Raw genomic sequence first — 15353 nt, 5'->3', positions numbered from 1 at the left:
TGGACATGACTGCTGAAATCCTGCTTGCGAGCCTGCAGATCTCGACGCCCGAACTGATCCTTGCGGTCGGCGCGCTGGCGCTTCTGATGATCGGCGTCTTCTCGGGTGACCGGTCGGCGCCGACGGTCACCGGCCTTGCCGTGGCAATTCTGATTGCCGCGGGCCTCTGGCTCGTTCTCGTGCCTGTGGAAGGCGAAGCCTGGGGCGGCGTCTTCATCCTTGATTCCTTCAGCCGCTTCATGAAGGTGATCGCGCTCATCGGTTCCATCACCGCCATGGTGATGACGGTCGGCAATGCGCGCTCGGAACAGCTTGACCGCTTCGAATTCCCGGTCCTGCTCGTCCTTGCCACGCTGGGCATGATGCTGCTCATCTCGGCAAACGACCTGATCGCCGTCTATCTCGGCCTCGAGTTGATGTCGCTGGCGCTCTATGTCGTCGCCGCCATCAACCGCGACAGCCTGCGCTCCACGGAAGCGGGCCTCAAATACTTCGTGCTGGGCGCGCTGTCCTCGGGCATGCTGCTCTATGGCATGTCGCTGATCTACGGCTTCACCGGCAATACCGGCCTCGACAACATCGCCTCGGTTCTGACGGCGGAAACCCGTTCGCTCGGCGTCGTCTTCGGCCTCGTCTTCATGCTGGCAGGCCTTGCGTTCAAGATCTCGGCCGTGCCCTTCCACATGTGGACGCCGGACGTTTACGAAGGGGCTCCGACGCCTGTCACGGCCTTCTTCGCCTCGGGCCCCAAGGTCGCCGCCATGGCGGTGCTGGTGCGGGTCGTCACCGAAGCCTTCATGCCGATCTTCCATGACTGGCAGCAGGTCATCGTGTTCATCTCGATTGCCTCCATGCTGCTCGGCTCCTTTGCCGCCATCGGCCAGAAGAACATCAAGCGCCTGATGGCCTATTCCTCCATCGGCCACATGGGCTATGCGCTGGTCGGTCTGGCGTCGGGCACCGAAACCGGCATTTCCGGCGTCGCCCTCTATATGCTCATCTACATGGTCATGACGCTTGGCACCTTTGCCTGCATCATGTCGATGCGCCGCAAGGATGGTGGTGCTGTCGAAAACATCGACGATCTGGCGGGCCTGTCGTCCACCAATCCCTTCATGGCGCTTGTCATGACGGCGCTGATGTTCTCGCTTGCCGGCATTCCGCCCTTCGCAGGCTTCTGGGCCAAGTGGTTCGTCATCCTGCCGGCCATCGAAGCCAAGCTCTACATGCTGGCGATCATCGGCGTTCTGGCCTCTGTTGTTGGCGCCTACTACTATATCCGCGTCATCAAGGTCATGTGGTTCGATGCCGCCACCGGCGAGTTTGGCCGCACGGCCGGCGAACTGCGGCTGGTCTTCGGCCTGTCGGGCCTCTTCGTCACCGGCTATGTCCTCTTCGGCGGACCGGTCGGCACGGCGGCCACGGCTGCGGCAAGGGCCTTCTTTTGATGACGACGAGACGAGGGAGCCGTTACTCCCTCGACGCCTTCCGCCATGTGGCGCTGGGTGAGGTGACCTCCACCAATACCGAATGCCTGGAGCGCGCCAGGCAGGGTGACCCGGGCAATCTCTGGGTCACCGCAACGCGCCAGACGGCAGGCCGCGGCCGCCGCGGCCGCTCCTGGTCCTCCGAGACCGGCAATCTTTACGCCTCGCTTCTCCTCATCGATCCCGCCCCGCCCGAACAGCTGGCCTCCCTGCCGCTTGCGGTCGCACTCGCCGTTCATGGCGCGCTGCGCTCCGTGCTGCCGGAAGGGGCCGAGGCGCTTGAGATCAAATGGCCGAACGATGTGCTGATCGGCCGCAAGAAGACCTGCGGCATTCTTCTTGAAGGTGAGGGGCTTTCGGATGGCCGCCGGGCGCTGGTCGCCGGCATCGGCATCAATATGCGCCACCGGCCGGCCGATGCACCCTATGGCGTCACCTCGCTCGAGGAGCAGGGCGCTCATCTTCTGCCCGAGGAACTGTTCTCCCATCTCTACCGCGAGGTGACCGAGGTTCTGAACCTCTGGGACGAGGGGCGGGCGGTGGATCAGGTCACGGCCCGCTGGCGCCGTGTCGCCTGTGGTATCGGGGAACCGATTCGCGTCAATTTGCCGGATCGTTCCATCGAGGGGCGTTTTGCCGGTATCGATGATCGGGGACTTCTGCTACTCGATACTGGAAACGCCACGATGCCGATTGCGGCCGGCGATGTCTTTTTCCTTTGAATTCGAAATGAGTATGTGAATGGCCAAACAGGACGAACTGGTTTTTCTGCCGCTGGGCGGAGTGGGCGAGATCGGCATGAATCTCGCGCTCTATGGCTATGGGCCAGCCTCCCAGCGCCAGTGGATCATGGTCGACTGCGGTGTCACCTTTGCGGGGCTCGATCTGCCCGGCGTCGATCTCGTGCTGCCCGATATCCGCTTTCTCGAAAAGCAGCGCGACCGCCTGAAGGGCATCATCATCACCCACGCCCATGAAGACCACTATGGCGCGCTGAACGATCTGTGGCCGGGTCTCAACGTGCCGGTCTATGCCTCGCGCTTCACCGCCGGCATGCTGGAAGCCAAGCGCGACTATGAAGGCTCGCGCGCCGAAATCCCGATCACGCTGTTTAACGCCGGAGACCGCATCAAGGTCGGTCCCTTCGAGGTGGAGGCCATCGGCGTCAATCACTCGATCCCCGAGCCGATGTCGCTGGTCATCCGCACGCCGCTCGGCAATGTCGTCCACACCGGTGACTGGAAGATCGATGCCGATCCGTCGCTCGGCCCGCTCACTGACGAGGCGCGTTTCCGTGCCGTGGGGGACGAGGGCGTGCTGGCGATGATGTGCGACAGCACCAATGCCATGCGCGAAGGTGTCTCGCCATCGGAACAGGAAGTGTCGGAGGGCCTGCGCCAGATCATCGAGGGTGCCGAAGGGCGCGTGGCGATCACCACATTCTCCTCCAATGTCGGGCGCATCCGCTCGATTGCCCAGGCGGCGGAAGCGGCCGGCCGCGAAGTTCTGCTGCTCGGCTCTTCTCTGAAGCGCGTCGTCGGCGTCGCGCGTGATATCGGCATCATGGAGGGCCTTAAACCCTTCATCGCCGAAGACGAATACGGCTATATCCCGCGTGACAAGGTGGTCATCATCCTCACCGGCAGCCAGGGCGAAGCGCGTGCGGCACTGGCAAAGATTTCCCGCGACGAGATGCGCCATGTGGCGCTGACGGCCGGTGATACGGTGGTGTTTTCCTCGCGCGCCATTCCCGGCAACGAGAAGCCGATCCTTGAAATCATGAACGGCCTCATCGAGCAGGGCATCAAGATCGTCACCGACCAGCAGGGCCTCGTCCACGTCTCCGGTCACCCGCGCCGCAACGAGCTGTTGCAGATGTATGACTGGGTGCGCCCGGCCGTTCTCGTGCCGGTCCACGGCGAGGCAGCGCATCTGTCGGCGCAGACCGAGCTTGCGCTGTCTGCCGGCATCAAGACCGTGCCGAAGGTGCGCAACGGCAATCTCCTGCGTCTTGCTCCCGGCCCGGTCGAAGTCGTCGACGATGTGCCGCACGGCCGCATCTTCAAGGATGGCAAGCTCATCGGCGATATCGACGAAATGGGAATATCCGACCGCAAGAAACTGGCCTATGTTGGCCATGTCTCGGTCAATATCCTCCTCGACGCCAAATATGACTTCCTCGCCGATCCCGATGTCGAACCCTTCGGCCTGCCGGAATTCGATGACGAGGGCGAGGACATGGCCGATACGCTCTATGATGCCGTGCTGGGTGCCGTCGAAAGCATTCCGCGCAGCCGCCGCAAGGATCTCGCCACGTTGAAGGAGGCCGTGCGCCGCGCCATCCGCTCCACGGCCAACGTCGCCTGGGGCAAGAAGCCGGTGGTCACGGTGTTTGTCAGCAAGGTTTGATACTTTGCCCGTGGGTGAGCTGAAGGACTGCCCGATCTGATCTCCCCGTGTGTGGGGTACAGCACGGGAAAGAAGGCCCTCTCGGCCTGCCGGACCAACCGGGGTCGAGCCACGGGTCTCGCCCCGTCCTTCGGCCCCCCCCACAAGGGGGGAGATCAGACGCGGCAGGCGTCTGGCCCTGCATCAGAGGGGGCGACTGGGTTAAGCCCTCCCCCTTGTGGGGAGGGTTTGGGAGGGGTCTTTGCCCCTATGCTGTTGACTTGACCTTGCAAGGCCAGGGACTTGGGGCAGCCTTGGGACTGGTCGTACTCCAACGCCTCGACCAAAGGATTGTAGGAAAAACACCATGCTCTGCCGCGTCAATCACATTGCCATCGCCGTCCCGGATCTGGCGGCTGCCACCACCGTCTATCGTGATACGTTGGGCGCCCGCGTCTCGCAGGCACAGGCGCTGCCGGAGCATGGCGTGACGGTCGTCTTTGTCGAGCTCGACAATACCAAGGTGGAGCTCCTGGAACCGCTCGGCGACCAATCCTCGATTGCCGGTTTCATCGCCAAGAACCCCGCCGGCGGCATGCACCATATCTGCTACGAAGTGGCCGACATTCTGGCCGCCCGCGACCAGCTGGTGGCCGCGGGTGCCCGCGTGCTTGGCGATGGAAACCCGAAGATCGGCGCCCATGGCAAGCCCGTGCTCTTCCTGCATCCCAAGGATTTCCTGGGCACGCTGGTGGAACTCGAAGAGGTGTGACCTCACGCAAGGGAAGGCCTCACCCCAAGGTGTGGCCGCATCCGGCGGCACTGACGCAGCTGTGACACCGCGTCCACCCATCCGCTCTTTCGCCGTCTGTCTGCCTCGTGCTACAGATCGCCCGGGCAGGAGATTTCAGAAAAATGCAGTTCCTATCGGCCTTCGCCGTCTATTTCGTCATCTGGTGGATCACGCTGTTTGCCATCCTGCCGATTGGCCTTCGCACGCAGGGCGATGAGCAGGACGTGGTGCTTGGAACGGTGGAAAGTGCGCCGGCGCGTTTTCGCGGCGGGCGTGTGGTGTTGATGACCACGATTGCCTCGGCGCTCATTTATGGCGCCTGGTATTTGGCTTCGACCTATTTCGGATTTTCGATGAATTCGCTGCCGCGCATCGTTCCCGATTTCGGCCGCACCTGAGGTGCGAAAAGCCTGATCTATCACTCGGTCGGGTTTGTGATAATCAAAAAAAAACAAGGCTTTGCAGCCTTGTTTAAATGTCGCGTGATCCTTAACCGTTGCCGGGGCAGCGTGCATGCGCGCCTAAGATCTGATCCTCCCAAGACTTGACCGCGAATGGCAGAAATTTGAACTCCCTGCCTCTTTTATGAGCCGAAGTTAGCTTAACGTTTGGGCTTTGTCACTAGGATTTTTGGCAGTTTTGCTACACTTTGCTAAAATTATTCTGTTGACGAAAATAAATGTCCCCTTGTCACATTCGTGGCGCAATCGGGGCGGCCGACAGCTGAGCTGATTTGCTTGGCGGTTGTGGGGTCCCACGATGCGGGTTCCCTTGCAGCCGCGAAACCGCTATGAAGCCAGCCCATTATCATCCAGTCATGCGCCGATTCCTGAAGCCTTTAGGAACGGCCCCAGAACCCGGAACCCGTGATGCGTCTATCCCGCTATTTCATGCCGATCCTGAAGGAAAATCCCAAGGAAGCGGAAATCGTCTCGCACCGCCTTATGCTGCGGGCGGGCATGATCCGCCAGCAGAGCCAGGGCATCTATTCTTGGCTTCCGCTCGGCAAGCGGGTGCTCGACAAGGTGAACAAGATCGTTCGCGAAGAGCAGAACCGCGCCGGCGCCATCGAGCTGTCGATGCCGACGCTGCAATCGGCCGAGCTGTGGCAGGAAAGCGGCCGTTATGACGATTACGGCAAGGAAATGCTGCGCATCAAGGACCGCCAGGAGCGCCCCATGCTCTACGGTCCCACCAACGAGGAAATGATCACCGACATTTTCCGCTCGTCGGTCAAGTCCTACAAGAACCTGCCGCTCAACCTCTACCATATCCAGCTGAAGTTCCGCGACGAGATCCGTCCGCGCTTCGGCACCATGCGTTCGCGCGAATTCCTGATGAAGGATGCCTATTCCTTCGATCTCACCAAGGAAGGCGCGCTGCATTCCTACAACAAGATGTTCGTGGCCTACCTTCGCACCTTCGCCCGCCTTGGCGTGCGCGCCATCCCCATGCGCGCCGATACCGGCCCCATCGGCGGCAATCACAGCCACGAATTCATCATTCTGGCCGATACAGGCGAATCGGAAGTGTTTTCCCACAGAAGCTTCACCGAGTTCGAAATCCCTGCCGAAAACACCGATTTCGACGATGTCGCCGGCCTGCAGGCCGTGTTCGACAAGTGGACCTCGGTCTATGCCGCCACGTCCGAAATGCACGATGCCGACGCGTTTGCTGCGATCCCGGAAGGCGACCGCCTCTCGGCCCGCGGTATCGAAGTCGGTCATATCTTCTATTTCGGCACGAAATATTCCGAGCCGATGGGCGCCAAGGTGCAGGGTCCCGATGGCAAGGAACACCTTGTCCACATGGGATCCTACGGCATTGGGCCGACCCGCCTTGTTCCCGCCATCATCGAAGCCTCGCATGACGAGAACGGAATCATTTGGCCGGCGTCCGTTGCGCCCTTCGATGCCATGCTGATCACCATGAAGCCCGGCGACGAGGCCTGCGACCGCGTCTGCGCAGATCTCTACGCCGGCCTCACAAAAGCCGGGCTCGACGTGCTTTACGACGATACGGATGATCGCGCCGGCACGAAGTTCGCAACCGCAGACCTCATCGGTCTGCCGGTGCAGCTGATCGTCGGACCCCGTTCGGCCGCCACCGGCGAGGTGGAGGTCAAGGACCGCAAGACCGGCGCGCGCGAGACGATGACCGTCGAAGCAGCCCTCAACCGCCTAACGGCGGCCTGAGGCCAGGACGACAACACCGCCTTGAGGCGGGAGCGACAGGAGTGACAATGGCCAAGGCCGCAAAGGTGACCGAAACGGTAAAGCAGGCGGATGTCATTCCCTCCGCCGGGCCCTTTTCGGCCTTTGAGCGCATGGTGGCCTGGCGCTACCTGCGCTCGCGCCGCAAGGAGGCGTTCATTTCCGTCATTGCCGGCTTTTCTTTCGTCGGCATCATGCTGGGGGTGGCCACGCTCATCATCGTCATGGCGGTGATGAACGGCTTTCGCACGGAACTCATCTCGCGCATCCTCGGCATCAACGGCCATATGATCATTCAGCCGATCGATCAGCCGCTCAATGATTATGCCGATCTCGCCAAGCGCTTCTCCGCCATTCCGGGCGTCACCATGGCGCTGCCGCTGGTGGAGGGGCAGGCGCTGGCATCCGGCAAGCAGGGCGCCGGTTCCGGCGCGCTGGTGCGCGGCATCCGATCGGAAGATCTCGAAAAGCTGAAGGAAGTCTCGGGCAATATCCGCTCGGGTGATCTCACCGGCTTTGCCACGGGCGACGGCGTGCTCGTCGGGTCGCGGCTTGCCGCCTCGCTCGGCCTTGCCGCCGGCGACCGCATCACGCTCGTCTCTCCCGAAGGCGATGTGACGCCGATGGGCGTCAGCCCGCGCGTCAAATCCTATGTCATCTCCGGGATCTTCGAGATCGGCATGTCGGAATATGATGCCTCCATCGTTTATATGCCGCTGGCCGAAGCGCAGGCCTATTTCAATGCCGATGGCCTCGTGCAGTCGATCGAGCTTTTCCTCGAGCATCCGGAATCGGTCGATGAGCTGCGTCCCAAGGTGGAGGAGGCGGCCGGACGGCAGATCTTCATCACCGACTGGCGCCAGCGCAACCAGACCTTCTTCTCCGCCCTTCAGGTTGAGCGCAACGTGATGTTCATGATCCTCACCCTGATCGTCTTGGTGGCGGCTCTCAACATCATTTCCGGCCTCATCATGCTGGTGAAGGACAAGGGCAGCGATATCGCCATCCTGCGCACCATGGGGGCCTCTGCCGGCGCCATCATGCGCATCTTCTTCATGACCGGGGCGGCCATCGGCATTGTCGGCACGATTGCCGGCGTGGTGCTCGGCGTGCTCGTCTGTCTCAACATCGAATCGATCCGGCAGTTCTTCTCCTGGATCTCCGGCACGGTCCTGTTTGATCCGGAGCTTTATTTCCTAAGCCAGCTGCCGGCGGAAATGAGCCTGGGTGAAACCGTCACCGTCGTCATCATGGCCCTTGTCCTGTCGTTCATCGCGACCATCTTTCCCGCATGGCGGGCCTCCCGGCTCGATCCGGTGCAGGCGCTGCGCTACGAATAGGATTCCGTTTAAGTCCATGGCACGCAAAACAGTTCTGAAGCTTTCCGGCGTCGACCGTCATTATGGTCAGGGCGATACTGTCCTGTCGATCCTGAAGGGGGCGGATTTCGAGCTGCGGGCCGGCGAGATCGTCGCGCTGGTCGCACCATCGGGCACCGGCAAGTCGACGCTTCTGCATCTGGCCGGCCTGCTCGAGCATCCCGATGCCGGCGAGATCTTCATCAATGGCGAGAGCTGCGGCAATCTTCCCGATGAGCGCCGCACGGCAATCCGCCGTGGCGATATCGGCTTCGTCTACCAGTTCCACCACCTGCTGCCGGAGTTTTCAGCGCTTGAAAACATCATGATGCCGCAGCTGATCGGCGGGCTGTCGAAAAAGGAAGCGCAGGAACGGGCAGCCCAGCTCCTCGATTACATGCGCATCGGCCACCGTGCTTCGCACCGTCCGTCGGAACTGTCGGGCGGCGAGCAGCAGCGCGTGGCAATTGCCCGCGCCGTTGCCAATGCGCCGCTGGTGCTTCTGGCCGACGAACCGACCGGCAATCTCGATCCGGAAACCGCATCCTACGTTTTCGATGCGCTGGAGGCGCTGGTGCGCCAATCCGGCCTTGCAGCCCTGATCGCCACCCACAACCACGAGCTTGCCTCCCGCATGGACCGCCGCGTCACCATTGATGGCGGCAAGATCGTCGAGTTCTGAGACGGGCGTTGGGGCTTTGAAGTAAGGCCGTCTCTGGATTTTTGCGGACAAGACCCCCTCTGGCTGCCGCCATCTCCCCCACAAGGGGGGAGACCGCAGGAGGTTGATTACGCAGCCCAGCACCGGCTAGTTGATGTTGCCCTATCGCTAGCCATCGCGAATGGACAGCCACTTTGAGCACAACACGGTTCCCGCTCTGCTGATCTCCCCCCTTGTGGGGGAGATGCCCGGCAGGGCAGAGGGGGCTTGTTACACCCCGCCGCCCAACTTCACCAACTGCCGGAAAGCCCGTTGCCCACCAGCGGAATGCTGCGCTTCACGCCGCCGCGGTCGCTGACGGCAAGCGCCGTCTGCATCTGTTTCGGCGCCTTGCGGAACCATTGCGCGGCGATCGTGGCGAGGTCGCCGATCATCGCCTGGTTGCGCCAGCCGGCAAAACGGGCAGCCGTCGCCTCGGGCTCCGACTGGTAGAAGAAATCGCCGGACTGGTGCAGTTCGTTGATCGAGGCTGCCATGGCGGCAAGCGGCTTCTGGAACATTTTTGATGGCACGGACAAACCGGCTGCCCGCTCGGGAAAGGCCGGAGCCATGAAATCGAGTACCCAGCCTTCGGCTTCCACCCAGCAGTGGAAATTCTCGCCCGCGCCGGTCACGAAGCCGTCCTCGCGGTGATCGGCAAACAGCACCACCGTGCCGCCGAGATTATAGGCCGCAAGCCCGCCCTTCGGCGTGGCGCTGACGCCAAAATGCTGCTTCAGGATAAAGGCCCCGAAGGTCGAAAAATACATGGCAGCACTTGCCGGATCGGCATTTTCGTTGATCAGCAGGCTGTTGATGACGCGGTAGATCCGCTGGTAGTCGCTCTGCTTGATCAGCATGTTCTGGGGCTCGCCTGATTGTCGTGTTTCTGAAAGGCTGTTGAGTAGGCGAGGCGAGGCTTGATGTAAACGTCCGTTTCCGTCGCCCGCCAGGCAGGGCGGGAATATCCGCGCACGCCCTGCCTTTGAAATCAGCGGGATACATTATTTCCGTCCCCACCCCCAGAGGCTCGCCTACAATGGCTCCGTCTCGCAGCGGATACACCATAAGGCGTTCTGGCGATGCGGGGCCGGCGCGGGGCGTAAGGGTCAGACGCAAAACCTCATGCACCGGGTTCGCGGAAACTGGTCTCCCTCCGGCGACACGGGGGAAATGGCAGGCCCCGGACAGGTCCTTTCCGTTTCCTCGGGGGCGAATTCCCCGTCTCGGATGGCCCGCGAAAAAAAACTGATACAGGTTTGAAATCTCTCCTTTTGCTTGTTTAAAGATTGCTGTTGACAACGGAAACAAAATAAGAACAAATGTGAACATAACGGAAAAGGAGAATGTATCATGACTGATTTCCTCCGCGATGTCGCAGCCTTCGCCTCCATCATGACCTTCGTCGCGAGCCTTGGCATTCTCGTCATGGCCATGTGAAAGCGCCGTCATTGACAGCCGTTTTCCGTTGATGGTCTGAAGCTCCGCTGGACTCTTGGACGCTGCCGCCCGACAATTGCGCCGATTCAGAAATGCGGGACGGCAAGACATGGCGGATGCAGCAGCAGTGACGGAAACAGGCGGGCAGACGGAGACGACGCCGCAGTTCGTGCATCTGCGTGTCCACTCCGCCTTCTCGCTTCTGGAAGGCGCGCTGCCGCTGAAAAAAATCCTCGGCAAGGCAACGGCGGACGGCCAGCCGGCCATTGCCATCACCGATACCAACAACCTCTTCGTCGCGCTCGAATTCTCCGAAAAATCGGTGGGCGAGGGCATCCAGCCGATCATCGGCTGCCAGGTCTCCATCGACATGGAAGACCAGGGCGATGAAAAGCGCGGCGGTCCCAATCATGGACTCGTCAAGCTGCCATCGCTGGTGCTGCTGGCGGCCAATGCCGCGGGGTATGAGCGTCTGGTCGATCTCGTCAGCCGCGCCTATCTCGGCGGCGAGGGCGGCAACCAGGCGGTGCATATCCGCCTGTCCTGGCTGGAGGAGGCCGGTGCGGAGGGCATCATTGCGCTCACCGGTTCCGCCTCCGGCCCGATCGATCCGCTGCTGAAGGATGGCCACCGGGCTCAGGCCGAACAGCGGCTGCTGCGCCTGCGCGCCGTCTTCGGCGACAGGCTCTATGTCGAGCTGCAGCGCCACGGCAATTACGACCGCCGCCACGAGCGCAGGCTGCTCGATCTTGCCTATGCCCATGACGTGCCGATCGTTGCCACCAACGAGGCCTTCTTTCCGGCCAAGTCCGATTATGATGCCCATGATGCGCTGATGGCGGTGGCGCACAATGCCATCGTCTCCGATGACAGCCGCTTTCGCCTGACGCCGGACCATTATCTGAAAAGCCGCACTGAGATGGCAAAGCTGTTTGCCGACCTGCCGGAAGCGCTCGACAATACGATCGAGATCGCCCGCCGCTGCTCCTTCGTGCTGAAGACGCGAAAGCCGATCCTGCCGCGCTTCACCGGCGCCACCGATGATGCCGAAGAGGCAGAACGTGCCGAATCGTCGGAACTTCGCCGCCAGTCCATCGAAGGGCTGGAAAACCGGTTGAAGGCGCTCGGCATGGCGCCGGGCTATACCGAGGAGCAATATCGCGAGCGGCTCGATTTCGAGCTGTCGGTCATCGAGCGGATGAAGTTCCCCGGTTACTTCCTGATCGTCTCCGACTTCATCAAATGGGCAAAGCAGCACGATATTCCCGTCGGGCCGGGCCGGGGCTCGGGCGCCGGCTCGCTCGTTGCCTATGCGCTCACCATCACCGATGTCGATCCGCTGCGCTTCTCGCTGCTCTTCGAACGCTTCCTCAATCCGGAACGCGTGTCGATGCCCGACTTCGACATCGACTTCTGCCAGGATCGCCGCGAAGAGGTGATCCGCTACGTGCAGCAGAAGTATGGACGCGAGCAGGTGGCGCAGATCATCACGTTTGGATCGCTGCAGGCCCGCGCGGCGCTGCGCGACGTCGGTCGCGTGCTCGAAATGCCCTATGGCCAGGTCGACAAGATCTGCAAGCTCGTGCCCAACAATCCGGCCAATCCGACGCCGCTGTCGAAGGCGATCGAGGAGGAGCCGAAGCTGCAGGAGGAGGCAGACCGCGAGCCGGTCGTTGCCCGTCTTCTCGATATCGCCCAGAAGATCGAGGGGCTCTACCGCCACGCTTCCACCCACGCCGCCGGTATCGTGATCGGTGACCGTCCGCTGTCGAAACTGGTGCCGATGTACCGCGATCCGCGCTCGGACATGCCGGTCACGCAGTTCAACATGAAATGGGTCGAGCAGGCCGGCCTCGTGAAATTCGACTTTCTCGGCCTCAAAACGCTGACGGTGTTGAAGACGGCGGTGGATTTCGTTGCCAAGCGCAACATCCATGTCGATCTCGCCACCATCCCGCTCGACGACCAGAAGACCTACGAGATGCTGTCGCGCGGCGAAACCATCGGCGTGTTCCAGGTGGAAAGTGTCGGCATGCGCAAGGCGCTGCTCGGCATGAAGCCGGACTGCATCGAGGACATCATTGCGCTGGTCGCGCTCTATCGGCCCGGCCCGATGGAAAACATTCCGACCTACAACGCCCGCAAGCACGGCGAGGAAGAGATCGAATCGGTTCATCCGACGATCGATTATCTCCTGAAGGAAACGCAGGGCGTCATCGTCTACCAGGAACAGGTGATGCAGATCGCCCAGGTCCTGTCCGGCTATTCGCTTGGCGAAGCCGATCTTCTGCGCCGCGCCATGGGCAAGAAGATCAAGGCGGAGATGGACCAGCAGAGCGAGCGCTTCATCGATGGCGCCGTCAAGAACGGCGTGTCGAAGCCGCAGGCGAAGAACATTTTCGAGCTTCTGGCAAAATTCGCCAATTACGGCTTCAACAAGTCGCACGCCGCCGCTTACGCCATCGTCTCCTACCAGACGGCCTATATGAAGGCGCATTATCCGGTCGAGTTTCTCGCCGCATCGATGACCTACGATATGGCGAACACCGAAAAGCTCAACGATTTCCGTCAGGATGCGGCGCGTCTCGGCATCAAGGTCGTGCCGCCCTCCATCCAGACCTCGTTTCGCATGTTCGAGACGGGCGACAATTGCATCTTCTACTCGCTGAACGCCATCAAGGGGGTCGGCGAATCGGCGGTCGAGCACATCGTGGCCGTGCGCGGCGACAAACCCTTCGAGAGCATCGAGGATTTCTGCCTGCGCATCGATCCGAAGCAGGTGAACCGCCGCGTGCTGGAAAGCCTCATCTATGCCGGCGCCTTCGACTGCTTTGGCCGCGACCGCGCCGAACTGATCGGCGGCATGGAGCGCATCATGGGCTATGCGCAGCGGGCGGCTGAAAACAAGACCAGCGGCCAGTCCGACATGTTCGGCTCGGGCGGCGGCAGCGCTTCGCCGGAACGGTTGAGCCTGCCCGCCTTCAATCCGTGGCTGCCGTCTGAAAAGCTGATGCGCGAATACCAGGTGCTCGGCTTCTACCTCTCGGCGCATCCGCTCGACAGCTACAAGGACGTGCTCGCCAAGATGCGGGTACAGAACTTTGCCGAGTTTTCCGCCGCCGTCAAAGCCGGTGCCAATGCCGGGCGCCTTGCCGGCACCGTCACCGGCAAGCAGGAGCGCAAGACCCGCACCGGCAACAAGATGGGCATCGTCACCTTCTCCGATGCCACCGGCCAGTTCGAAGCGGTGCTGTTTTCCGAGGCGCTTGCCCAGTACCGCGACCTCCTGGAGCCCGGCAAATCGCTGGTGATCACCGTACAGGCCGACGAGCGGCCGGAAGGCATCGGCCTTCGCATCCAGACGGCGCAGTCGCTTGAGGAAAAGTCGGTGCAGATGCAGAAGGCGCTTCGGGTCTATGTGCGCGATTCCGGCCCGCTCAAAACCGTCGCGCGCCATCTCAATGCCCGTGGCGACGGGCTTGTCTCCTTCGTCGTCATCAAGGAAGACGGGCGGCGCGAGATCGAGGTGGAACTGACGGAGAAATACCGCATCTCGCCGGAAATTGCCGCCGCCCTGCGCGCCGCCCCCGGCGTGCTGGATGTCGAACTGGTCTGATCGGCGCGGCTCGGCGCGGTGCCGGGCATGCCGATATCCGGCTGTGTATCAGGCCCTGGGGCCGCGATGGGTGAGGGTGATGAAATCCGTGCCGGCTGTCGTCTCGATGCCGTTGCCGGTATCGGTGATCGTCAGCGACGTGCCGGTCGACATCGTGGTGCTGATTTTCATCCGCACATCTTCGGGAATGCTGATCCGGTCGAGCACGGCGCTCAAGGCACCCGGTCCCTCAGGCGCCGCTTGCGTGATGGCAAGCCGCTTGCGGTCGGCGTCGGAGAGATCGTTTTGCAGCGAAAGACCGCGCCACTCCGCATCGCCCTTGTCGCGGTCGATGCCGATGACGCTCAGAAAATGCGTACCGAGCGCCCGCTCGGGATCCTTGAAGGCCACCGGTTCGGAGAGAATGTCCTGAAAACCCTGGCGCACCAGGATCTGCCCGGCGGGCGGTGGGGTGCGGCCGGCCGAGGCATAGAGGGCGGCGAGAAGATCGGGGGTCAGCTGCGGCCCCTTGAGCGGCAGCGCCTTCCAGCGCTTGAAACCGGCAAGCGCACTGCGCGTCGCACTCCCCATGATGCCATCGGCGGTGCCGGCATCAAAGCCGAGTTCGCTCAGCATGTCCTGTACGTCGCGCACTGTGTCCTTGGCGTCGCGCCGGGTAATCAGAATGCGCAAAGGGGCCGGTTCGCTCGCGGCGGCAGCCTGCGGGGGATTGCCCGCTTGCGGTGGCGTCACGGTCTTCTCCGGAGCGCCTGATACGGGGACCGGCGCGGGCGGCATGTTCATCGCCACCTGAACCTCGCCCGCACCGCCATGGGCGGCGGACGAACGCAGGGACACGTCCGACAGCAGTTCGTCGGGCGGTGCTTCCGCGAGCGGCGAAAACAGCGCGGCATGGCGCACCGGCTGCGGCGCAACGGCGCTGTCGCTGATGATCACATGTACGCCGCGGGTTGTCATGCGGTACAGCTGCCTTGCAAATTCCGCCGGCATCCGCACGCAGCCATGCGAAGCGGGATAGCGCGGCACGCTGTTTGATTCGTGCAGCGCAATGCCCGACCAGGTCAGCCGCTGCATCCACGGCATCGGCGCTGCCGAATAGATATTGGATTCGTGGTACTTGCGCTTCTCGAGCACGGAAAAGATGCCCGTCGGCGTGTCATGGCCCGGCTTGCCGGTAGAAACATTCGAACGCGCCACGATCCGGTCGCCGTCATAGACCGTCAGCTGCTGGCTGTCGGTCGACACGATGATCTGCAGGGTGCGGGCTTCCTCGGCCGCCGTGGTCGGAAGGGCTGTCCCCGACACCAGCACAAGCGCCAGCGTGGCAGATCTCAACATGGCAAACCTCATAACGCAGT

Annotated in this window: 11 protein-coding genes; 9 read left to right on the top strand and 2 right to left on the bottom strand. The window is 62.1% G+C overall.

Features of this window, described 5'->3' with window-relative positions; all coding sequences use genetic code 11:
• The first annotated feature begins 5 nt into the window (after positions 1 to 5).
• The 8 genes from nuoN to ACEXP3_RS00310 all read left to right on the top strand — a co-directional run bounded on the left by nuoN (position 6) and on the right by ACEXP3_RS00310 (position 8921).
• The gene (gene nuoN, locus ACEXP3_RS00345) at positions 6 to 1448 is read left to right on the top strand and encodes an NADH-quinone oxidoreductase subunit NuoN (RefSeq protein WP_377295500.1); all 1443 of its coding nucleotides are present in this window, start codon (positions 6 to 8) and stop codon (positions 1446 to 1448) included.
• Positions 1448 to 2209, top strand: a complete 762-nt coding sequence (locus tag ACEXP3_RS00340) for a biotin--[acetyl-CoA-carboxylase] ligase (RefSeq protein WP_377295499.1) — start codon at positions 1448 to 1450, stop codon at positions 2207 to 2209. The genes nuoN and ACEXP3_RS00340 overlap by 1 nt, the downstream gene beginning before the upstream one ends.
• Positions 2210 to 2228: 19 nt before the next feature.
• Positions 2229 to 3896, top strand: a complete 1668-nt coding sequence (locus tag ACEXP3_RS00335) for a ribonuclease J (protein ID WP_377295498.1) — start codon at positions 2229 to 2231, stop codon at positions 3894 to 3896.
• A gap of 346 nt (positions 3897 to 4242) precedes the next feature.
• Entirely contained in the window at positions 4243 to 4647 is a 405-nt protein-coding gene (gene mce / locus ACEXP3_RS00330; RefSeq protein WP_377295497.1) for a methylmalonyl-CoA epimerase, read from the top strand.
• A gap of 143 nt (positions 4648 to 4790) precedes the next feature.
• Positions 4791 to 5066 (top strand): DUF1467 family protein, encoded by a 276-nt coding sequence (locus ACEXP3_RS00325; RefSeq protein WP_210102838.1) that lies wholly within the window; start codon positions 4791 to 4793, stop codon positions 5064 to 5066.
• A 471-nt stretch (positions 5067 to 5537) separates the two neighbouring features.
• A complete protein-coding gene (proS, locus tag ACEXP3_RS00320) occupies positions 5538 to 6863 on the top strand; it encodes a proline--tRNA ligase (RefSeq protein WP_377295496.1) in 1326 nt (441 codons plus the stop codon).
• Between the two features lie 47 nt (positions 6864 to 6910).
• Positions 6911 to 8221, top strand: a complete 1311-nt coding sequence (locus tag ACEXP3_RS00315; protein WP_210102836.1) for a lipoprotein-releasing ABC transporter permease subunit — start codon at positions 6911 to 6913, stop codon at positions 8219 to 8221.
• Positions 8222 to 8237: 16 nt separating this feature from the next.
• Positions 8238 to 8921 (top strand): ABC transporter ATP-binding protein, encoded by a 684-nt coding sequence (locus ACEXP3_RS00310; protein WP_377295495.1) that lies wholly within the window; start codon positions 8238 to 8240, stop codon positions 8919 to 8921.
• Positions 8922 to 9190: 269 nt separating this feature from the next.
• On the opposite strand, the gene ACEXP3_RS00305 is transcribed toward ACEXP3_RS00310, so the two are convergent.
• Complete coding sequence (locus tag ACEXP3_RS00305; protein ID WP_377295494.1) at positions 9191 to 9799, bottom strand: DUF2026 family protein; 609 nt, start codon at positions 9797 to 9799, stop codon at positions 9191 to 9193.
• A gap of 689 nt (positions 9800 to 10488) precedes the next feature.
• On the opposite strand from ACEXP3_RS00305, the gene dnaE reads away from it, so the two are divergent.
• Entirely contained in the window at positions 10489 to 13995 is a 3507-nt protein-coding gene (dnaE, locus tag ACEXP3_RS00300; protein ID WP_377295493.1) for a DNA polymerase III subunit alpha, read from the top strand.
• Between the two features lie 48 nt (positions 13996 to 14043).
• On the opposite strand, the gene ACEXP3_RS00295 is transcribed toward dnaE, so the two are convergent.
• Entirely contained in the window at positions 14044 to 15333 is a 1290-nt protein-coding gene (locus ACEXP3_RS00295) for a L,D-transpeptidase family protein (protein ID WP_377295492.1), read from the bottom strand.
• Between the last annotated feature and the right edge of the window lie 20 nt (positions 15334 to 15353).

The sequence above is a fragment of the Neorhizobium fuzhouense genome (assembly GCF_042611105.1).
In the GTDB taxonomy this organism is placed as follows: domain Bacteria; phylum Pseudomonadota; class Alphaproteobacteria; order Rhizobiales; family Rhizobiaceae; genus Neorhizobium; species Neorhizobium galegae_A.
This window is presented reverse-complemented; position numbering and strand designations above follow the sequence as displayed.